The organism is Streptomyces sp. NPDC018045 (genome assembly GCF_044327445.1).
In the GTDB taxonomy this organism is placed as follows: domain Bacteria; phylum Actinomycetota; class Actinomycetes; order Streptomycetales; family Streptomycetaceae; genus Streptomyces.
This window is the reverse complement of the sequence record NZ_JBIRFL010000001.1, coordinates 175,358-196,164: the sequence shown is the minus strand read 5'-3', so window position 1 is coordinate 196,164 and position 20,807 is coordinate 175,358. Positions and strand designations below refer to the sequence as shown.

The window sequence follows — 20,807 nt, the reverse complement described above, 5'->3', positions numbered from 1 at the left end:
GCCATATGCAGCTCCAGCAGCTCCGCTACTTCGTGGCGGTCGCCGACACCCGCCACTTCACCCGCGCCGCCGAGCGCGAGCACGTCGCACAGCCCTCCCTGTCGCAGCAGATCAAGGCCCTGGAACGGGAGCTGGGCGCCGATCTCTTCCACCGGGCGCGCGGCCACATCACCCTCACCGACGCGGGCCGCACCCTGCTGCCGCTGGCCCGGCGTGTCCTCGCCGACACCGAGACCGCCCGGCGCGAGGTGCAGGAGGTCGCGCAGCTCCGGCGCGGCCGGCTGCGGCTCGGCGCGCCGCCCAGTCTGTGCGCGAGCCTGGTCCCGGACGTCCTGAGCGTCTTCCACGCCGCGTATCCGGGCGTGGAGCTGGTGGTCCACGAGGACGGTTCGCAGGACCTGGTACGCGTCCTGGCGGCCGGTGAACTGGACCTCGCGCTCATCATCACGCCGCTCCCGGAACAGGCCCCGGCGCTGGCCACCGCCGAACTGCTGCGGGAGGAACTGGTCGTGGTCTCCGCGCCGGACCGCCCGGCCCCGGTGGGAGGCGGCCGGCGGATGCGCGTCGAGGACCTGCGGGACCGGCCGCTGGCGATGTTCCGGCGCGGCTACGACCTGCGGGAGTTCACCACGGCGGCGTGCCGGGCGGCCGGATTCGAGCCGGTCTTCACCGTCGAGGGCGGCGAGATGGACGCGGTGCTGGGCTTCGTCCGGGCCGGCCTGGGCGTCGCGGTCGTCCCCAGCATGGTCGCCGAACGCTCCGGGCTGCGCGTCACCCGCTTCGCCACCCCGGACATGCACCGGGTGGTCTCGGTGGCGCACCGGGGGGACGTCTCGCCGCCCCGGGCCGCCCGCGAACTCCGGCGCATCCTGATGACCCACCTGGGGCTGGAACAGCCGGGAGACTGACGCGTTCCGGCCGCTCGGCGCCCCCGCCGTGGCCCGGGCGGGGGCGGTTTTCGGCCATGCGAGGCCGCGTGGTCCGCACGGTCACGCGGTCGTGCGGATCATGTGAGGCCGCCCGGCCGCGGCCCGGGCCGGCGGGACCCCCGGACGCCCTACAGGCCCAGCTCGGCCTCCAGCGCCCTGGCCACCGCGTCCTTGTCCCCGTCGAGCTGGACATCGGCCACCGCCTGCCGCCCGAACGCGAACAGGAGCAGCTCCCCGGGCTCCCCGGTGACCGTGACGACCGGCGCGCCGCGGTGCGCGACCGCCGTCCGGCCGTCCGGGCGGCGCAGCACCAGCCCCACCGGCGACTTCCGGCCCAGGACGCGCGCCGCCTTCTCCAGGCGCGACCACAGCGCGTCCGCGAAGACCGGGTCCGGCTCGCGCGGTGTGAAATCCGGCCGGGCGCGCCGGACGTCCTCGGAGTGGATGAAGAACTCGACGGTGTTGGCCGCCTCGTCGACCTGCTTGAGCGCGTACGGCGACAGACGGGGCGGGCCGGTCCGGATGAGCCGCAGCAACTCGTCGTACGCCTTCGCCGCGAACTCCCGCTGCACCCGCTCCAGGCGGCCGGCCAGCGGTTTGACGAGCAGACCCCCGGCCGCGTCCGCACGGCGCTCGCGCACCACCACGTGTGCGGCGAGATCCCGGGTGGTCCAGCCCTCGCACAGCGTCGGCGCATCGGGCCCGGCGCCCTCCAACAGGTCGGCAAGGAGCAGCCGTTCACGCTTCGCATGGGTCGACATGTGACCAGCCTACGACCGGGGAACGGCGGGTGCCACGGCGCCACGCGCGACACCGGCCAGGACCGGACAGGGCGGCGTGGGACTGCCGCCGGGCCGCCGGGACACGGTGGCCCGGCCAGGGCCGCCGGTGACGCGACGCGTACCGGGCAGGCGCCGCGGCCGCCGTACGCGGTCAGCTCCGCAGCAGCAGTACGGCGGCGACCAGCAGCCCGGCGGTGAAGACCGCGAACAGCACCGCCGACGCGACCTTCGCCGTGCGGTCGGCGTCCGGAGGCGGCGGCTGGCGGGTCATGGAGGCAGGATGCCGTACCTCACCCGCCCCGCGCGCGCCGCCCGCGAAGCCCTCGGGGCACCGGCCCGCCGGCGGAGCACCCGGCACGGCGGCCGCCCGCGAGGCCCCGGCACACCAGCCGCCCGCGAAGCCCCCGGCGCACCCGCCGCCCGGCACCCGGCACAATGGACCCATGAGCAGCCGCGTCCTGGATTCCCAGCTCGACCCGGCCGTCGCCGCCCGCCTCAAGCGGGACGCCGACGGTCTGGTCCCCGCCATCGCCCAGCAGTACGACACCGGTGAGGTGCTGATGCTCGGTTGGATGGACGACGAGGCGCTGCACCGCACGCTCACCACCGGCCGCTGCACGTACTGGAGCCGCAGCCGCCAGGAGTACTGGGTCAAGGGCGACACCTCCGGCCACGTCCAGCACGTGAAGTCCGTCGCCCTGGACTGTGACGCGGACACGGTTCTGGTCCGGGTCGACCAGGTCGGCGCGGCCTGCCACACCGGAGCCCGTACCTGCTTCGATGAGGATGTGCTCCTGGAAGGGCAGTAGGCTCCGCGCCATGACCTCGGGAACCACGGGCACCGCCACGCCAGACCTGGAGAACTTCCGTACGCTCGCGAAGGACCGCCGGGTCATCCCCGTCACCCGGCGCCTGCTCGCCGACGGTGACACCCCGGTGGGCCTCTACCGCAAGCTGGCCGCCGAACGCCCGGGCACCTTCCTGCTCGAATCGGCCGAGAACGGCCGCACCTGGTCCCGGTACTCCTTCATCGGCGTCCGCAGCGCCGCCACCCTGACCGTGCGCGACGGGCAGGCGCACTGGCTGGGCACCCCGCCGGTCGGCGTGCCCACCTCGGGCGACCCGCTCGCCGCGCTGCGCGCCACCATCGAGGCGCTGCACACTCCGCGCGACCTGATCGAGGGCGAGGGCCTGCCGCCGTTCACCGGCGGCATGGTCGGCTACCTCGGCTACGACATCGTGCGCCGGCTGGAGAAGATCGGCGACAGCACCACGGACGACCTCGGGCTGCCCGAACTGACCATGCTGCTCACCTCCGACCTGGCCGTACTGGACCACTGGAACGGCACGGTCCTGCTGATCGCCAACGCCATCAACCACAACGACCTGGAGACCGGGGTGGACGAGGCGTACGCGGACGCCGTGGCCCGCCTGGACGCCATGGCCTACGACCTGGCCCGCCCGGCCCCCGCGAGCGCCGCGGCCCTGCCGCCCTCCGAACTCCCCCCGTACACCGCGCTGTGGGGCGGCGAGTCGTACCAGGCCGCCGTCGAGGACATCAAGGAGCGCATCCGCGCGGGTGACGCCTTCCAGGTCGTGCCCTCGCAGCGTTTCGAAACCACCTGCACTGCCTCCGCGTTGGACGTCTACCGGGTGCTGCGGGCCACCAACCCCAGCCCGTACATGTACCTGCTGCGCTTCGAGGACGGCATCGACATCGTCGGCTCCAGCCCCGAGGCGCTGGTCAAGGTCGAGAACGGGCAGGCCACGCTGCACCCCATCGCGGGCACCCGGCCGCGCGGCGCGAGCGTCCCCGAGGACCAGGCCCTCGCCGACGAGCTGATGGCCGACCCCAAGGAGCGCGCCGAGCATCTGATGCTCGTCGATCTCGGCCGCAACGACCTGGGCCGGGTCTGCGAACCCGGCAGCGTCGAGGTCGTCGACTTCATGTCCGTCGAGCGCTACAGCCACGTCATGCACATCGTCTCCACGGTGACCGGGCGGCTGGCGCCGGGCCGCACCGCCTTCGACGTGCTCACCGCCTGCTTCCCCGCCGGCACCCTCTCCGGAGCTCCCAAACCGCGCGCGATGCAGCTCATCGAGGAGCTGGAACCGACCCGGCGCGGCCTGTACGGCGGCTGTGTCGGCTACCTCGACTTCGCCGGCGACTCCGACACCGCCATCGCGATCCGTACGGCGCTGCTGCGCGACGGCACCGCGTACGTCCAGGCGGGCGCGGGCGTCGTCGCCGACTCCGACCCGGTGGCGGAGGACACGGAGTGCCGCAACAAGGCGGCCGCCGTGCTGCGGGCGGTGCACACGGCCCACGGACTGGGGGCCTGAGCAGGGCCTTCACGGGACGGGGGACCGCGCGCGGACGGCGGGCGGGCCGCCTCCGTACAGTGGTGGGCGTGACTGCCGTAGACCACTCCCGCACCGGCGCGACCGTGTCGCCGTCGGCCAAGCCCGCGCACAGCGGGAAGAGCCTGGCCCTCGCGCTGATCGCCGGCGCGGCCGGTGCCGCCGTCGTGCTGCTGGCCTCCGGCCGCACCTGGGCCAAGGCCACCGCCGTCGTCGCCCAGGGACAGCTTCCGCAGACCGCGTCGGGGCAGGACGTGACGGGCGTGCCCGGCGCGCTCGCCATCGTCGGCCTCGCCGCCCTGGTGGCCCTCTTCGCCGTGCGCGGGGCGGGTCGCACGGCGGTCGCCGTGCTGCTCACCCTCAGCGGACTGGGCACCGTCGTCGGCGCGTACCTCGGCCTCTCCGACACCGCGGCGCTCCGCGAGAAGGCGGCCACCGCGACCGGCCTGTCCGACGCCGGCGTCCAGGACGTCTCGCACACCTTCTGGCCCTGGGCAGCGGTCGTCGGTGGCCTCCTGCTGCTGGTGGCGGGGGTGCTGGCGCTGCTGTACGGGCGCCACTGGCCCGCGATGTCCGGGCGCTACGAGCGTGCCGGCGCGGCCCCCCGCGGCCCGCGCCGCTCCTCGTCCGCCGACCCGGACCGCCCGGAAGAGATGTGGAAGTCGCTGGACCGGGGCGAGGACCCGACCCGGTAGTGGCCGCACCCCGGCCATCGGGGACAATGGACGGCGAGGGATCACCGCGCCCCGACTCAGGCGCGAAAAAGCTACGAGGAGCACTCATGTCGAGCAGTGGCCACGGACACACTCCCGCCGCCTGGACCGGCGTCATCATCTCGTTCATCGGCTTCTGCGTCGCCGGCGTCTTCATCGTGCTGGCGAACGTGCCCGGGTTCTGGGCGGGCATGGTCCTGATCGGCCTCGGCGCCGTGGTCGGCGGCGTGATGCGGGTGGCCGGCATGGGCCAGGGCGGCAAGAAGGGCGCGACCGCCCACGGCCAGGCCAAGGCCCGGCCGCAGGAGGGCTGAGTCCCCGCCGGGCCCGGCCCGGCGACAGCGGATCCTACGACGGCGCGGCCACGCGGCCCGTACGCGGAGGTGCCCCGGCGGCACCGCCCGTACGGAGGCCCGGGGCCGCGCCGTCGTCCGTGCGGGACGGGGCGGGCCGGGGGCGTCCGTACGACGGCCGAGGGGCCGGCTGTGCGCCTGCGGGGCCATCGGGGACCGCCCGGTCGCCCGTACGGCCGCCGGCGGGCTGCGTCCCCGCCCGTACGGCAGCACAATCGCCACGTGAGTGAACCCGTGGCCCCGGCCGGTGGACCGGTTTCCGCGCTCGCCCGCCGCCGCAGGATGTCCGGCCCCGCCCGGCGGATGGCGGCGCCGCTCGGTGTGCTGGCGGCCGTCGTCGCCTCCTTCGCCTTCGTGGCGCTCGTCGACCCCAATGAGCCCGGTCACTACCCGGCCTGCCCCCTGCTCGCCCGCACCGGCATCCACTGCCCGGCCTGCGGCGGGCTGCGCAGCGCGCACGCCGTCGCGCACGGTGACCTCGCCACGGCCGCCGGAGCGAACCTGCTGGCGGTCGCCGGTTACGCGGCTTTCGCGCTCTTCTGGGTCGCCTGGACCGTACGGGCGGCACGCGGGCTCCCGACAGCGGGCCCGCGGCCCGGAGCGGTGCACTGGTGGGCGCTGGGCGGGCTGCTGCTCGTCTTCACCGTCGTGCGCAATCTTCCGTTCGCGGAAGGGTTGACTCCGTAACGGGGTCCGGTTCGGGGCGGCCCGGGGGAAGGCCGCTCTCCGCTTCCCGGCCGCGTCCGGACAGGGCGCGGGAAGCGCTTCGAGGTCTGTGGATCAAGACCGGCGGCTCCCTGCCGCTGTGCGCAAAAACTCACCCTGACCTGCTGTTTTCCTGACCGGGGCGCAGCGCGTCCGTCCACGTGGTGGGACCACCGTCAACCGGATGCGAGTCCTTCGCCCCTCGCCGGATACCATCGGAGAGCCTGACGGGGTGACACTGGCCCGGAGGGCGACTGTCACCCTCCCCCGCTCAAGAAGGAGGCCGCTCGCGTGAGTGTGCTCGACGAGATCATCGAGGGAGTCCGCGCCGACCTCGCCGAGCGGCAGGCGCGCGTCGGCCTCGACGAGCTCAAGGAGCGGGCCCTCAAGGCGCGCCCGGCCCAGGACGGAGTCGCGGCCCTCAAGGGCGACAGCGTCACGGTGATCTGCGAGGTCAAGCGCTCCAGCCCCTCCAAGGGCGCGCTCGCCGCCATCGCCGACCCGGCCGGCCTCGCCGCCGACTACGAGGCGGGCGGCGCGGCGGTCATCTCCGTACTGACCGAGCAGCGGAAGTTCGGCGGCTCGCTCGCCGACCTGGAGGCCGTACGGGCCCGGGTCGACACCCCCCTGCTGCGCAAGGACTTCATCGTCACCGCCTACCAGCTCTGGGAGGCCCGTGCGTACGGTGCCGACCTGGCGCTGCTGATCGTCTCCGCGCTGGAGCAGGAGGCGCTGGTCTCGCTGATCGAGCGGGCCGAGTCGATCGGGCTGACGCCGCTGGTCGAGGTGCACGACGAGGAAGAGGTCCAGCGGGCGGTGGACGCCGGCGCCCGGATCATCGGGGTCAACGCCCGCAATCTGAAGACCCTCGAAGTGGACCGCGGGAACTTCGCGCGGATCGCGCCGGAGATCCCGGACCACATCGTCAAGATCGCCGAGTCCGGTGTGCGCGGGCCGCACGACCTGATCGCCTACGCCAACGACGGCGCCGACGCCGTGCTGGTGGGCGAGTCGCTGGTCACCGGCAAGGACCCGAAGACCGCGGTCGCCGACCTGGTCGCGGCCGGCTCCCACCCGGCCATCCGGCACGGACGGGGCTGACCCTCCCCATGACCACCGCCCGCCTCCACCGCCCCGGCCCGGGACTCCTCCCGGGGCCGGCGGGCGTGCTCACCGCGGCCGGTGCCGCGCGTGATCCGCACGCGGCGCTGGGGCGCGGGTGCCGGCCGCGCGGCTGCCGGGCGCCGGCCCGCCGGGTGCGCGGACGGCGGGTCAGGTATCACATCGGCGCGGAGCCGGGCCAGATCAACGGCCGGCGATGGCGCCGCCACGGCGCGCTGTAGCCACTCTGTGCCGGGCCCGGGTGATTGATCCCCGTACGGGGGTTCCGTCTCTGGTGTCCGCTCGTTCTCGCCTTGTCGGCCTGTGCCGTTCCGTCCGGCGTCCTGCCTGTCCGGCGGGGTGTTCCGGACGGGCCGTCCGTCGGTCGTGGCGCGCGCAGCGCTTCCGCAGCTTCCGTCGTCCCGCCGTCCCGCCGTTCCGCCGTTCCGTTTCCCCGCCGCAGCCGCGCGAGGAGCGCGTCGGACAGGGGCGCACCGCACAGTGATGCCCGTATATCCATACTTCCGGGGCAGTTGCCCCGATCGAGGAGTACGTCGGATGTCTTCTGACTTCTTCATCCCGGACCCGGAGGGTCAGGTCCCCAACGCCGGGGGTTACTTCGGCGACTTCGGCGGCAAGTTCATCCCCGAGGCGCTGGTCGCCGCGGTGGACGAGGTGGCCGCCGAGTACGAGAAGGCCAAGGCGGACCCGGCCTTCGCCGCCGAGCTGAACGACCTGATGGTCAACTACACCGGGCGGCCCAGCGCGCTGACCGAGGTGCCGCGGTTCGCCGAACACGCCGGTGGCGCCCGGGTCTTCCTCAAGCGCGAGGACCTGAACCACACCGGCTCGCACAAGATCAACAACGTGCTGGGCCAGGCGCTGCTCACCAAGCGCATGGGCAAGACCCGCGTCATCGCCGAGACCGGCGCGGGCCAGCACGGCGTGGCCACCGCCACCGCCTGCGCCCTCTTCGGCCTCGACTGCACCATCTACATGGGCGAGATCGACACCGAACGGCAGGCCCTGAACGTCGCCCGGATGCGGATGCTCGGCGCCGAGGTCATCGCTGTGAAGTCCGGCAGCCGCACCCTCAAGGACGCCATCAACGAAGCGTTCCGGGACTGGGTGGCCAACGTCGACCGCACCCACTACCTCTTCGGCACGGTCGCCGGACCGCACCCCTTCCCGGCCCTGGTCCGCGACTTCCACCGGGTCATCGGCGTCGAGGCGCGCCGCCAGATCCTGGAGCGCACCGGGCGCCTCCCGGACGCCGCGGTCGCCTGCGTCGGCGGCGGCTCCAACGCCATCGGCCTGTTCCACGCGTTCCTCCAGGACGCCTCCGTACGGCTCGTCGGCTGCGAACCCGGCGGCCACGGCGTCGAGACCGGTGAGCACGCCGCCACCCTCACCGAGGGCACCCCCGGCATCCTGCACGGCTCCCGCTCCTACGTCCTGCAGGACGAGGACGGGCAGATCACCGAGCCGTACTCGATCTCCGCCGGACTGGACTACCCGGGCATCGGCCCGGAGCACTCCTACCTCAAGGACTCCGGCCGCGGCGAATACCGCGCCGTCACCGACGACGCGGCGATGCAGGCGCTGCGGCTGCTCTCGCGGACCGAGGGCATCATCCCGGCCATCGAGAGCGCGCACGCGCTGGCGGGCGCGCTGGAGATCGGCCGGGAGCTGGGCAAGGGCGGGCTGATCCTGATCAACCTCTCCGGGCGCGGCGACAAGGACATGGACACCGCGGCCCGTTACTTCGGGCTGTACGGGGCGCCCGCCGACGACGCGGTGGAGGCCGACGACACCGACGCCACGGACACCGCGCTCGGCGCGCACGACGAGGGGAGCAAGTGATGGCGGGCAACGTCGGGCTGCTCAGCAGCACCCTGGCCGCGGCCAGGGACGAGAACCGGGCCGCGCTGGTCGGGTACCTGCCGGCCGGCTTCCCGACCGTGGACGGCGGCGTACGGGCCGTCACTGCGATGATCGAGGGCGGCTGCGACGTCGTCGAGATCGGGCTGCCGCACAGCGACCCGGTCCTGGACGGTCCGGTCATCCAGACCGCCGACGACATCGCGCTGCGCGGCGGCGTCAAGATCAAGGACGTCATCCGCACGGTCGGCGAGGTGCACGCGGCGACCGGCGCGCCGGTGCTGTGCATGACGTACTGGAACCCGGTGGACGCGTACGGCGTCGAGCGCTTCGCCGCCGACCTGGCCGCCGCGGGCGGGGCCGGCTGCATCCTGCCCGACCTGCCGGTCGAGGAGTCCGGGGTGTGGCGCGCGGCCGCCGAACAGCACGGTCTGGCCACCGTCTTCGTGGTCGCGCCGAGCAGCCGGGACGAACGCCTGGCGAAGATCACCGAGGCGGGCAGCGGCTTCGTGTACGCGGCCTCGCTGATGGGTGTCACCGGCACCCGTGAGTCGGTCGGCCGCGAGGCGCAGGACCTGGTGCGGCGCACCCGGGCCACCACCGACCTGCCGGTCTGCGTCGGCCTCGGCGTCTCGAACGCCGAACAGGCCGCCGAGGTCGCGCAGTTCGCGGACGGGGTCATCGTCGGGTCGGCCTTCGTCAAGCGGCTGCTGGACGCCGGGGACGACCTGGAGGCCGGCCTCGCGGGCGTCCGCGCACTGGCCGGTGACCTGGCGGCGGGCGTACGCAAGCGCGGGTGACGCCCGGCCCGGGTGGTGTCGGGGCAGCTCCTGGGGTGGTGAGGGCGGTTGTGAGGTCGGTCGCGCGACTGGTCGTGCAGCCGGTCGCGCGGCTGGTCTTCTGGCCGGTTGTACGGTCGGGCGTGCTGCCGGTGCTCGGCGGGGCTGTCCCTCGTTAGGACGAAGAACGCGGCGGAGGGGTGCGAGGGCGCCCCTCCGCTTCGTTGTTCAGGGGCGTGAGCCAGAACAATCAAGACAAAAAGAGCAGTGCCCGTGAGCGGCTTCAGGCCCAGCGGGCGAAGGAGAAGGCGCGCGAGCGGCGCGGCCGCCAATTCAAGGTCGCCGGAGCGGTGGTGGCGGTGCTGGCCGTCGCCGGCGGCGTCGCCGTCTGGGCCGCCTCCTCGGGCGACGACTCCGGCAGTGGCAAGGTGGCCCTGCCCAAGGGGACCCGGGACAGCGACAAGCCCGCGGTGCCGGTCGGCAAGAAGGAGGCCCCGTCCACGCTGACGGTGTGGGAGGACTTCCGCTGCCCCGCCTGTGCCCAGTTCGAGAAGGGCTTCCGCGGCGCCATCCACGAGCTGGAGGACGCCGGGCTGCTCAAGACCGACTACCACCTCGCGACGATCATCGACGGCAGCATGGGCGGCAAGGGATCGGTCACCGCCGCCAACGCCGCGCTCTGCGCCCAGGACGCGGGCCGCTTCCGCGAATACCACGACGTGCTGTTCGAGAACCAGCCACCGGAGCAGCAGGACCGGTTCGCGGACAAGAAGTATCTGATCCAGCTCGCCGGCAAGGTGAACGGGCTGGGCAGCGACACCTTCACCCAGTGCGTCGAGAAGGGCACCTACACGGACTTCGTGTACAAGTCCAACGGCGCCTTCACCAACTCCGGTTACCGGGGCACCCCGACGGTCCTGCTGAACGGCGAGAACCTCGCGGACGAGAAGGACCTCACCCCCGACGGCCTCAAGCAGAAGGTGCGGGCCGCGGCCAAGGACAAGAAGGCGAGCGGCGGGTCCCCCGAGGGCAAGCCGTCCGGTGCGAAGTCGGGCAGCGGCAAGGCGGAAACGGGCGCCGGCCCGGCCGGTGCCTCGGCCGGCGCGGGCCACGGCGGCGGGCAGTCGGCGGGCGCCTCGGCCGGCACCGGGCAGGGCGCCGGTGCCGGAGAGGGAGCAGATACCGGGCACGGGTCCCGCGCGGGCGAGAGGGCCGGGCAGGGACACAGCGACGGGCAGGGGCAGAGCGCTGGGGCCGAGCACACGGGAGGAGGGCCGGCCCGGGTTCCGGCGCCGTGAGGTGGCGGCCCGGCACACTGCCGGGCCGGTCCGGGGTGGGGTCGATGCGGTCCGAGGAGGAGCCGATGCGGTCCGGGGTGGAGCCGATGCGGTCGGGCGTGAGGTCGGCTCGGCTGGGTGTGGCGTCGGCTTGGTCGGGTCCGGCATTGGCTTGGCCGGACCTGGCATCGGCTCGCTGGGGTGGGACGGCGGCTTGGCCGGGCGTGCTGTCGGCTCGCCGGGGTGCGGCGGTGGTTTGGTCGGGTGTGGCGTCGGCTTGCTGAGGCGCGGCGTCGGCTCGCGCGGGTGTGGCGTCGGGACGCTCGGGCGTGATGTCGGCTCGGCCGGGCGTGCCGCGGTGTCGGTTCGGTGCCGCGTCCGGCCGCTTCGGTACCTGGGCTCGCGTGCGTACGCGTCCTCGGGCGCGTACCCGTCCCCGGCCGGGCACCCGGCCTCGGGCGCGCGTCCGTGCTCAAGGCGGTGTCCGGTGGCTGCCGCCACTGCCTCCGTTCCGGCCTTCGACCGGGTCCGTAACCGACCGTCGGCAGTGACGGTCGTTACACAGCCGTAGCCGGGTGGGTTGTCGCCGCGCCCACCTGGCGCGGTAGCGTCGTCCCTGCCATGGACCTCGCATTCATTCCCAGCCCCTCCACGGGCGTCGTGCACCTCGGGCCGATCCCGCTGCGCGGCTACGCCTTCTGCATCATCATCGGCGTCTTCATCGGCGTCTGGCTCGGCAACAAGCGCTGGATCCAGCGCGGCGGCCGCTCCGGGACCGTCGCGGACATCGCCGTGTGGGCCGTGCCCTTCGGGCTCGTAGGAGGCCGCCTCTACCACGTCATCACGACGTACGAGCCGTACTTCGGCAAGGGCGGCCACCCCCTCAACGCCTTCAAGGTCTGGGAGGGCGGCCTCGGGATCTGGGGCGCCGTCGCGCTCGGCGCGGTGGGCGCCTGGATCGGCTGCCGCCGCCGCGGCATCCCGCTGCCCGCGTACATGGACGCGCTGGCGCCCGGCCTCGCCCTGGGCCAGGCGATCGGCCGCTGGGGCAACTGGTTCAACCAGGAGCTCTACGGCCGCGCCACCGACCTCCCGTGGGCGCTGAAGATCAGCGACGACCCGTCCATCGGCCGGGTCGGCGGCACCTACCACCCCACGTTCCTCTACGAGTCGCTGTGGTGCATCGGTGTCGCGCTGCTCGTGATCTGGGCGGACAAGCGCTTCAAGCTGGGGCACGGGCGGGCGTTCGCGCTGTACGTGGCGTCCTACTGCGCGGGCCGCGCCTGGATCGAGTACATGCGGGTCGACGAGGCCCACCACATCCTGGGCCTGCGCCTGAACGTGTGGACCGCGCTCATCGGTCTCCTCCTGTCCGTCGTCTACATCGTGGTCTCCACGAAGAAGATCCCGGGCCGCGAAGAGGTCGTCGAGCCGGGAGCACTGGCCGCGGACGACGCCGGGGCGAAGACGGACGGCGCGAAGGCGCGGACCGCCGGGGCCACGGCGGGTGCCAAGACCTCCGGCGGCGAACGCGACAAGGAGGCCGCGGGCACCAAGGCGGCTCCCGAGGCCGCGGGCAGCGGCAAGGAGAGCGTGGCCAATGGCGCCGCGAAGCTGACGAAGGACGCCGGGCCCGGGGGCCGGAGCGGCAAGAAGTCCTGACGCACCGCGTCGCACCACCGGAGCTCGACGGAGGCCGTCCGGACCCAGCGGGGTCGGGACGGCCTCCGCCGTGTCCGGCGGGCTCACCGTTCCTCCCCGCATCGGGGCCCGCGGGCCGCCAGTGTGAGGACCCGGCGGGCGGCGGCGACCACGGCCGGGTCGACGAAACGGCCGTCGGGCAGGGCGCAGGCACCGGCGCCGGCGGCTGCCGCTTGCACCGTCTCCATGGCTCTCGCGACCTCCTCGGCGGTGGGCAGGTAGGCCCGCTCGATCACCGGCAACTGGCGCGGGTGCAGCGCGGCCCGGCCGAGGAACCCCAGGGCCCGGCCCCGTGCGCAGGACAGCGCCAGCGCCTCGGTGTCGCGGACATCGGGGAAGACCGACTGCGGTGGGGGCGGCAGCCCGGCCGCGCGGGCGGCGATCACCGTACGGCCGCGGGCCCAGCCCAGCCCGTCCTCGTCCCGCACCCCCAACTCGGCCCGCAGGTCGGCCTCGCCCAGGGAGAGGCCACACAGCGCCGGATGCGCGGTGGCGACGGCGAAGGCGTTCTCCACACCCAGGGCGGTTTCCAGCAGCGCGTGCAGCGGCGGAACCGCTGCCGGGCTTTCGGGGGCTGGGCTTCCTGGGGCCGCCCGTTTTGAGGCTGTCTGCCTTGGGGACGTCCGTTCTGGGGCTGTCTGCCATGAAGACGGCTGTTCTGGGGCCGTCTGGCCCGGGGCCATCGGTTCCGGAGCCGCCCGTCCGGGGGCCGTTCCTCCAGGGGCCGCACTCCCGGGGTTGGCGCTCCCCGGGATGGCGCTTCCGGGGGCGGCGCCTCCGGGGCTCGCATGGTCGGGGTTCGCATGGTCGGGGTTCGCGTTCCCGGGGGCAATGCTTCCGGGCCCCGCGGTTCCGGGGCCGGCCGTGGCCGCCCAGGCCGCGGCGCGGTGGATGTCGGCGGATCCGTTCACCTTGGGCAGCCGGAGGCCGGCCAGCGCGGGCAGGGCCGCGAGGGCCCGGATCTCCGTCGCGGCGTACGGGCCGGTGAGCGCGTTGACCCGGACGTGGATGGCGGGGCCGGGGGCGGAGGCAGGAGTCACGGGGCGGCCTTCGGCGAGCAGTTCGGCGGTGGCCCGTAGGGCGTACGGCTTGCGGTCGGCGGCGACCGCGTCCTCCAGGTCGATCACCACCGCGTCGGCCCCGGACGCCAGCGCCTTGACGACCACCGCCGGACGGTCACCCGGTACGTACAGCCAGGTCAGCGGCGGGACGGCGAACGAGGCAGTGGCCGGGGCGGTGGGGGCGGTCATACGACACCGTCCGCACGCAGCGCCGCGATCCGCGCCGCCGACAGGCCGAGCAGGCCGGAGAGCACCGTGTCCGTGTCCGCGCCGTGCGGGCGGCCCGCCCACCGGATGGCGCCGGGCGTCGCGGAGAGACGGAAGAGGACGTTCTGCATCCGGACCGCGCCCAGCTCGTCGTCGGGGACCTCGGTGATGGAACCCAGCGCCCGGTACTGCTCGTTGTCCATGACCCCGCGGATGTCGCAGACCGGCGCCACCGCCGCCTCGGCCCGTTCGAACGCGGCCACCACCTCGTCCCGGTCGTGCCGCGCCATCCAGCCGCCCACCGCCGCGTCCAGCTCGTCGGCGTGCCCGGCCCGCCCCGACCCGGTCGCGAACCACGGCTCGGAGACGAACTCCGGGTGGCCGACCAGGCGCAGCAGCCGCTCCGCGACGGACCGGGTGGAGGCGGAGACGGCGAGCCAGGCGCCGTCGGCGGTGCGGTAGGTATTGCGTGGCGCGCTGTTGGCGGAGCGGTTGCCCGTACGCGGCTGGACGTGGCCGAGCTGGTCGTACCAGATGGGTTGCGGGCCGAGGACCGTGAGCATCGGCTCGATGATCGCCAGGTCCACGACCTGGCCCAGGCCGGTGCTCTCCCGGCCGCGCAGCGCCGCCATCACGGCGTACGCGGTGGTCAGCGCGGTGACGGAGTCGGCGAGCCCGAAGGGCGGCAGCGTCGGGGGGCCGTCGGGCTCGCCGGTGAGCGCGGCGAACCCGCTCATCGCCTCGGCGAGGGTGCCGAAACCGGGACGGTGCGCGTACGGCCCGAACTGGCCGAACCCGGTGACCCGGGCCAGCACCAGCCCCCGATTGACGGCGGCCAGCTCCGCCGGGCCCAGGCCCCACTTCTCCAGGGTGCCCGGGCGGAAGTTCTCGATCACGACGTCCGCGGCGGCGGCGAGTTCCAGGAGGACGTCCCGGCCGCCCGGGGCGGCGAGGTCGAGGGTGACGGTCTTCTTGTTGCGGCCGAGCAGCTTCCACCACAGGCCTACCCCGTCCTTGGCGGGGCCGTGCCCACGGGACGGGTCGGGCCGCCGCGGATGCTCGACCTTGATGACCTCGGCCCCGAAGTCCCCGAGCAGGGTGGCGGCCAGCGGCCCGGCGAACAGCGTCGCCAGGTCGAGCACCCGCAGCCCGGCGAGGGGCCCGGGAGCGGGGCACGCCGGGGCGGGATCCGGGTTGGCGTCCGGGGTGAGGGCCCCCTCCCGACTGGAGGCGGTGGAGAAAGGTCGGTTCTCGGGCGATTGTTGTCGCATGGTGTGCCTCGCGTTCTTCGGGGGATGGGCCGAGCCGGGGGTGGGGTGTGCTCAAGGGCCGGTGCCTCGTGGTCGTCGGTCGGCGGTACGGCTGACGACCAGCTCCGCGGTACGGGCGGCGAGCGTGTCGAAGCCGATGCCGTTCAGATCGCTGACGGTCGTGGCGAGGCGGTTGCGGAGCGGTGCCGTCCAGCGGGAGGGCAGCGCGTCCGGCGCCCCCGCCAGGAGGCCGGCGATCGAACCGGCCGTCGCGCCGTTGGAGTCGGTGTCCCAGCCTCCGGACACCACCCGGCACACGGAGCCGCAGAAGGAGCCGTCCGCGTGTGTGAGGGCGGCGGCCAGCAGCGCCGCGTTGGGCAGGACGTGCACCCAGTGGTGGTGGCCGAAGGCGCGGTGGAGCCGGTCGACGACGTCCGCGAACCCGGCGGCGGTCCCGGTCGGTTCGGCGTGCGCCGCCTCGATGCCGAACCGAACGGCCCGGGCCAGCCGCGACCGTCGCGGTACGACGGCGAGCCCGGCCCGCAGGCAGCCGTGCACGTCCGTGCGCCCGCCCGCCGCCCGGGCGATGGCGGCCGCCGCGAACATCTCGCCGTACACGCCGTTGGCGGTATGGGTGAGCGTCCCGTCCCGCCAGGCGGCTTCCGCCGCCGCGGCCGGGTCGCCGGGGCGGGTCCAGCCGAAAATGTCCGCCCGGATCAGCGCGCCGATCCACTCCCGGAAGGGGTTGCGGTAGGAGGCCGTGTGCGGAGGCTCGATGCCGTCCAGGAGATTGCGGTACGCCACCCGCTCCGCCGTGAACGTCCGGCCAGCGGGCAGTTCGTCGAGCCAGAGCCGGGCCACGTCGGTGGTGCGGAAGCCGTGGCCGTGGCGCTGGAGGAGCAGCAGCCCGAGCACCGGGTGGTCGAGGTCGTCGTCCTCGGGCATACCGTCGATGTTCTCGGCCAGCGAGGTGGCGCGGCTGCGGATGTTCCAGGGGTAGCGGGCGGCGATCTCCGGATCCAGGCCGACCTCGGTGAACCAGCCGCGCAACGGCCAGTTGCCGGTGCCCTGGGCGAGCGCGCGGATTCCGGCGAGCGGCAGCTTCTCGACCGGCTTGCCGAGCAGACACCCGGCCGCCCGACCCAGCCAGGCGGCTTCCAGACGGGCTCGGAGAGAACCGGGCGGGCTGGGCTGTTCGGAGGGACTGGAGGCCGGTTTGGGTTGTTTGAGTGATGCGCGTGGTCCAGGTGGTTCGAGTGTTCCGGGATGTGTAGGCGATTCGGGCGATTCGCGGGAATCGGCCGGGCCGGGCGGTCCGGGGACGGGCGAGGTGCCGGGAGCCGGGGTGGGCGCGGGCGGCCAGTCGGGGCAGGCCGCTTTGATCGCGGGGAGGTCGGTGGGTTCGTCGTCGGCCAAGGGGGACGGGAGCGCGGCGAGTTCGTCGAGCAGCCGGCCGGCCAGGGTGCGCAGGCTCGGGTCCACCGGGCGGGGCGAGGCGCCGGACCGGTCGGGGGCGGGGTGGCCGCCCGCCGCGCGCCAGCGGTGTTCGACGGCCGAGGCGTCGCGCCCGTCCTCGGCGGCCTGCCGCAACTCGTGCCCGACCAGGTCCTCGGGCTGTACCCAGGACAGGCGCAGGGCCCCGGGCCGCTGGTCCGGGGGCTCGCCCGGCTGCCGGCGGGCCATCACCCACCCGCGATCGCGTCGAAGGCGTGCTCGTGGTCGAGGCGCCGCTGCCGGTCCCTCGCGAAGACCTCGCGGGCGACCTGGGCGAGCGCCACGGCCGGGGCGCGCAGGTCGAGCCGGCTCGCCCGCGAGACGTCGTCGCCCCACTCCGCGGGAACCGCCCGCGCACCGCGCAGGGCGCCCGCGATCGCGCCGCTCATGGTGGCGATGGAGTCGCAGTCCCGCCCGTAGTTGACCGAGCCCAGCACCGTACGGCGGAAGTCGCCCGCGCCGACGAGCAACATGCCCAGCGCGATCGGCAGTTCCTCGATGGAGTGCAGCCGGGACGGGCGACGCGCCCCGAGGGACGGCTCCCGGTAGACGGGACCCACGGTGTCGAAGGGCGCGACGGCCGTACGCAGGGGCGCCAACGCGGCCTCGAAGTCCCCGTACCGCCCGGCCACCTCGCAGACGGCCTCCATGGCGGCGCGGGTCCCGTCCTTGGCGAGGCGCAGTACACCGTCGACCACGGAGGCGGGTGTGGCCCCCGGTTTGAAGGCGGCGGCCACCGCGGCCGCGAAGACCCCGGCGGCCTCCCGTCCGTACGAGGACTGGTGGGCGCCGGCGATGTCCACGGCCTCCGCGTAAGCGCCCTCGGGATGACCGGCGTTGACGATGCCGACCGGTGCCATGTACATCGCCGCGCCGCAGTTGACGATGTTGCCGACACCCGCTTCGCGAGGATCGACGTGCCCGTAGTGCAGCCGGGCCACCAGCCACTTCTCGGCGAGGAAGAGGCGGTGCAGCGGGAGCGCCTCGGCCTCCAGCTCGGGGATCCACCGGGGCGCGCCGATCAGGTCGGGCACGAGGTGTTCGGCGACGGCGTACGCGTCCAGGTGGTCGCGGACCTTCTCGTAGACCCGCACCAGCGCATGGGTCATGAGGGTGTCGTCCGTGACGTGCCCGTCACCCTTGTGGTACGGCGCGAGGGGGCGGGCGGTGCGCCAGTCCGCGTGGAAGGGGCCGACGATGCCGGTGACGCGGCCACCGTGTCGCTCCGCGATCTGCTCCGGGGTCCAGCCCTCGACCGGGCCGCCGAGGGCGTCACCGACCGCGGCCCCGACCAGGCAGCCGACCGCCCGGTCCTCCAGTGAGGGGCACGCGGGCCCTGCTACGGGACCGGATGCCGATTCCGGCGCGCCCGCTGCTGCCTGCGTCACTGCCGGTGCCGGTGCCGGTGCCGGTGGGCGAATCTGTGACTGGGGTGTGTCCGGTTGTGGGGCGGGGGAGGCGGGATACGTCATGACCGTTCAGTCCTTCCGGGACGGGGTTGCGACGTACGGGGGCCGGGCCCGAGGGTGCCGGGTGGGAGCGGGGCGAGGCCGGGCGCGGTCAGGTCCGAGCGGGCGAGCTGGGCCGCCAGATCGACGAGGTCGATGCCCGCCAGCCGGGGCAGCGCGCAGCCCGAGAGGATCCGGCAGGCGTCGCGCCAACTGCCGGGAACGCCGGGCGCACCACTGATCGCGCCGGTCAGCGCGCCCGTGAGTGCGGGGGCCGAGTCGGCGACACGGGACAGACAGGCGGCCGCCGGCACGGCCTCGGCCGGCCGTCCGCCGCCCGCGACACCGAGGGCGAGCGCCACGGGAACGGTCTCGGCCGCGGCGATGCCGTAGCTGTAGACGTGATCGACGATCTCGTGCTCCAGGGTGGGCACGAGGGCGAACGCGTCGCCGGAGGCGGGGCCGGGGCGGTCCGCGGCCACGGCGCGCGCGAGGCGTACCGCGTGCAGGGCGTTGCGGCGGATCTCCGTGCCCTCCGGCAACTGGCCCAGCGCCACGTCGGCGCAGGCGTCCGCCGTGGCGCCGCCGAGCGCCGCCGCGACGGCGGCGGCCATGGCCCGGGCGCCGTGCACCCCGTCACCGTCCTGGGTGTACCGGGCGTCGACCTCCGCCAGTTCGGCCGCGGCGAGCGGATCGCCGGGGTGGGCCACGGCCAGCACACAGCCCGTACACAGGCGGCGTCGTCGAAGAAGTGCGGGTTGTCGTGGCCGGTGGCCGGCGGGCGGAGTCCGGCGGCGAGGTTGCCGAGCCCGGCCCGCACGGAGATGCGGGCCCGCAGGGGCAGCACTGCCGACTCGACCTCCGGCGCCCGCTCGGCGGCCGCGGCGATCTCGTCGGCCAGCGCGTTCCACGCGAGGTCGATGGCGGTATGCATCCGGCAGTCCCGGCCGAGGCCGCCCAGTGGGGTGCCCGCGGCGGTCAGCACGGCCTCCGCGGTGAAGGCCGCCCACTCGGCGTCGTCCGACGGGCCCAGGCGCAGTGGCTCCGGCGGCTGGTTGAGGGCGATGGGGACGGGCAGGGTGGTCGTCGCGTTCTGCTCGGCGAACGTGTCGAGTTCCCGGGTCAGCCGCCGGGTCCACTCGGGCATCCGTGCCGCCCGGTGCCGCGCGGCCGGCCATCCGGCGGCGTCCCCCGCCGCCAGCCCGAGCAGCAGCCCCTCGATACGGCGGGGGACGGCGGGCACCTCGGAGGGCGGGTGAGCGGCGGCACGTAACGGGGCGGCGTACCGCTCCGTGACGGTGAGCCGTGGGGGCGGATGGGTGATCGGCGAAGTGTCCGCATCGGGGGGAGCCGACGGTGGGACGGCGGCCCCGGCGAGTAGGTCGGCAGCGGTCCCTGGCGCGCCTCGGTGCTCTTCGGCAGGGCGTGGCTCGCGGGTCATGACGCCGTCACCTCGTCCGGGAGGGGAGTGAGCAACTCCGCGATGTCCAGGACGTGATAGCCGGCCATGGACGGAAGGCAGCTACCGCGGACCGGGCCGATGGCCCGCGCCCACTCCTCAGGGACGGCTCCGGCGCCGCCCAACGCGCCCGCCAGGGCGCCCGCGACCGCTGCTGTCGTGTCGGCGTCCCGGCCCATGTTGACCGCGGTCAGCACCGAGGCGCTGAAATCGCCCCGGGCCGCCGTGAACGCGCCGAAGGCCAGCCCCACCGCCTCGGGCGCCAGATCGGTCCACGGATAGCCGCCGATGACGACGGCGGAGCGGACCGCGCGCTCGGTGCCGAGCTGGGTGCTGTCCGGGGTGAGCCGGGAGCGCTGGGCGGCGGCGACCGCGCGGCGCAGTGACCGGGCGGTCCAGGAGTCCTCGGGCACCACGGACAGCGCCGCGGCGACGACGGTGTCCGTGGACCCGGCCACCATCGCCGCGGCGACACCGGCGGCCACCGCCCGGCCCCCGTAGATGCCCTCGCCCTCGTGACTGACCGTGCCGTCCACGGCCACGAGCCGGGCGGCCTCGGCGGGGCGGCCGGCGGCGAAGACGCCGAAGGGCGCGGCGCGCATGGCCAGACCGTCGCTCCAGGCGTGACGGTGCTGGGCCGAGATGGGCGCGGCCAGGCCGCGGCGCAGGTTCTCCAGGGTGCCTCGCTCGCTGAAACCGGCGCCGCGGAACGGGCCTTCGTCGAGGTCGGCGATCCACTGGTGCCAGGCCGCCTCGACATGCGTCACGGTGAGGGACGAGCCGTGCTCGGCCAGCAGCAGTCCGGAGAAGATGGCGTACTCGGTGTCGTCCGTGCCGGCCGGATCGTCCGTCACGAAGCCCTCGATACGGCCCCAGCGTTGGCGGATCTGCGACGGTTTCATGTTCTCCGCGGGGGCGCCGAGCGCGTCGCCGACGGCGAGGCCGAGCAGGGCGCCACGGGCGTGCTCCCGCAGGCCGGCTGGACACTCGGGCCGGGACGGCGGAACAGGGCGCAGCAGCGGGCGCCGGGCCGACGGAGGGTTCGGAAGCGGGAGGTGCAGTGCGCTCATGTGCGTGCCGATCTGTTGAGCGGTTGACGGTAGGCGGATGGATGGATGGGCGGGGGAGGGGCTGGGGGCAGGGACCGGGGCAGGGGCAGGGAGGCGGTGTGAAGGCGCGGGCAACGGGTGGGGGTTGGCGAACCCGTACGGCACGGACCGCGCCATACGACCCCAACGCGCCCCCAACCAACCCCAACCAACCCACAGCGCGGCCCCAGCACAGCCTCAACGCGGCCCCAATGCGG

At 74.5% G+C, this 20,807-nt stretch carries 18 protein-coding genes and 1 pseudogene; 12 read left to right on the top strand and 7 right to left on the bottom strand.

The genetic code is table 11. From position 1 onward, the window contains the following. Positions 1–5: 5 nt before the first annotated feature. On the top strand, positions 6–908 hold the full coding sequence (locus ACH4EB_RS00740; protein WP_398345072.1) for a LysR family transcriptional regulator: 903 nt from the start codon (positions 6–8) through the stop codon (positions 906–908). Positions 909–1,057: 149 nt separating this feature from the next. Here ACH4EB_RS00740 and ACH4EB_RS00735 read toward each other — a convergent pair whose 3' ends face one another. Further along, positions 1,058–1,690, bottom strand: coding sequence for a TIGR03085 family metal-binding protein (locus tag ACH4EB_RS00735; RefSeq protein ID WP_398345071.1), 633 nt, complete (start codon positions 1,688–1,690; stop codon positions 1,058–1,060). Positions 1,691–2,154: 464 nt separating this feature from the next. On the opposite strand from ACH4EB_RS00735, the gene hisI reads away from it, so the two are divergent. The 11 genes from hisI (at position 2,155) to lgt (ending at position 12,543) form a co-directional block, all read left to right on the top strand. After that, positions 2,155–2,520, top strand: coding sequence for a phosphoribosyl-AMP cyclohydrolase (gene hisI / locus ACH4EB_RS00730; RefSeq protein WP_398345070.1), 366 nt, complete (start codon positions 2,155–2,157; stop codon positions 2,518–2,520). A gap of 10 nt (positions 2,521–2,530) precedes the next feature. Then, positions 2,531–4,054: an anthranilate synthase component I gene (locus ACH4EB_RS00725; protein WP_398345069.1), complete on the top strand. Its 1,524-nt coding sequence runs from the start codon at positions 2,531–2,533 to the stop codon at positions 4,052–4,054. A 68-nt stretch (positions 4,055–4,122) separates the two neighbouring features. Further along, complete coding sequence (locus ACH4EB_RS00720; RefSeq protein WP_398345068.1) at positions 4,123–4,767, top strand: TIGR02234 family membrane protein; 645 nt, start codon at positions 4,123–4,125, stop codon at positions 4,765–4,767. Positions 4,768–4,853: 86 nt separating this feature from the next. Next, the gene (locus tag ACH4EB_RS00715; protein ID WP_398345067.1) at positions 4,854–5,099 is read left to right on the top strand and encodes an HGxxPAAW family protein; all 246 of its coding nucleotides are present in this window, start codon (positions 4,854–4,856) and stop codon (positions 5,097–5,099) included. A 261-nt stretch (positions 5,100–5,360) separates the two neighbouring features. Then, positions 5,361–5,825: a DUF2752 domain-containing protein gene (locus ACH4EB_RS00710; RefSeq protein ID WP_398345066.1), complete on the top strand. Its 465-nt coding sequence runs from the start codon at positions 5,361–5,363 to the stop codon at positions 5,823–5,825. A 309-nt stretch (positions 5,826–6,134) separates the two neighbouring features. Continuing rightward, positions 6,135–6,944, top strand: coding sequence for an indole-3-glycerol phosphate synthase TrpC (trpC, locus tag ACH4EB_RS00705; RefSeq protein ID WP_398345065.1), 810 nt, complete (start codon positions 6,135–6,137; stop codon positions 6,942–6,944). Between the two features lie 8 nt (positions 6,945–6,952). Further along, entirely contained in the window at positions 6,953–7,186 is a 234-nt protein-coding gene (gene trpM, locus ACH4EB_RS00700; protein WP_398345064.1) for a tryptophan biosynthesis modulator TrpM, read from the top strand. 316 nt (positions 7,187–7,502) lie between these two features. Beyond that, positions 7,503–8,807, top strand: coding sequence for a tryptophan synthase subunit beta (gene trpB / locus ACH4EB_RS00695; RefSeq protein WP_398345063.1), 1,305 nt, complete (start codon positions 7,503–7,505; stop codon positions 8,805–8,807). Beyond that, entirely contained in the window at positions 8,807–9,625 is an 819-nt protein-coding gene (gene trpA, locus ACH4EB_RS00690) for a tryptophan synthase subunit alpha (RefSeq protein WP_398345062.1), read from the top strand. The genes trpB and trpA overlap by 1 nt, the downstream gene beginning before the upstream one ends. A gap of 215 nt (positions 9,626–9,840) precedes the next feature. Next, positions 9,841–10,902 (top strand): DsbA family protein, encoded by a 1,062-nt coding sequence (locus ACH4EB_RS00685; protein WP_398345061.1) that lies wholly within the window; start codon positions 9,841–9,843, stop codon positions 10,900–10,902. Between the two features lie 600 nt (positions 10,903–11,502). Next, positions 11,503–12,543: a prolipoprotein diacylglyceryl transferase gene (lgt, locus tag ACH4EB_RS00680; RefSeq protein ID WP_398345060.1), complete on the top strand. Its 1,041-nt coding sequence runs from the start codon at positions 11,503–11,505 to the stop codon at positions 12,541–12,543. A gap of 83 nt (positions 12,544–12,626) precedes the next feature. Here the strand turns inward: lgt and ACH4EB_RS00675 are convergent, their stop codons facing one another. The 6 genes and pseudogenes from ACH4EB_RS00675 to ACH4EB_RS00650 all read right to left on the bottom strand — a co-directional run bounded on the left by ACH4EB_RS00675 (position 12,627) and on the right by ACH4EB_RS00650 (position 20,571). Further along, positions 12,627–13,832 carry an aldolase/citrate lyase family protein gene (locus tag ACH4EB_RS00675; RefSeq protein WP_398345059.1) on the bottom strand — a complete coding sequence of 402 codons (1,206 nt, stop codon included), beginning with the start codon at positions 13,830–13,832 and terminating at the stop codon, positions 12,627–12,629. After that, complete coding sequence (locus ACH4EB_RS00670; RefSeq protein WP_398345058.1) at positions 13,829–15,121, bottom strand: CaiB/BaiF CoA transferase family protein; 1,293 nt, start codon at positions 15,119–15,121, stop codon at positions 13,829–13,831. Before ACH4EB_RS00670 ends, ACH4EB_RS00675 begins: the two co-directional genes overlap by 4 nt. Positions 15,122–15,172: 51 nt before the next feature. Next, on the bottom strand, positions 15,173–16,783 hold the full coding sequence (locus ACH4EB_RS00665) for an ADP-ribosylglycohydrolase family protein (protein WP_398345057.1): 1,611 nt from the start codon (positions 16,781–16,783) through the stop codon (positions 15,173–15,175). Next, positions 16,783–18,066 carry an ADP-ribosylglycohydrolase family protein gene (locus ACH4EB_RS00660; protein ID WP_398345056.1) on the bottom strand — a complete coding sequence of 428 codons (1,284 nt, stop codon included), beginning with the start codon at positions 18,064–18,066 and terminating at the stop codon, positions 16,783–16,785. The genes ACH4EB_RS00665 and ACH4EB_RS00660 overlap by 1 nt, the downstream gene beginning before the upstream one ends. Then, positions 18,063–19,420, bottom strand: a pseudogene (locus ACH4EB_RS00655) (ADP-ribosylglycohydrolase family protein); the annotation flags it as partial. The pseudogene ACH4EB_RS00655 and the gene ACH4EB_RS00660, both read right to left, overlap by 4 nt. 59 nt (positions 19,421–19,479) lie before the next feature. Continuing rightward, positions 19,480–20,571, bottom strand: a complete 1,092-nt coding sequence (locus ACH4EB_RS00650) for an ADP-ribosylglycohydrolase family protein (RefSeq protein ID WP_398345055.1) — start codon at positions 20,569–20,571, stop codon at positions 19,480–19,482. Between the last annotated feature and the right edge of the window lie 236 nt (positions 20,572–20,807).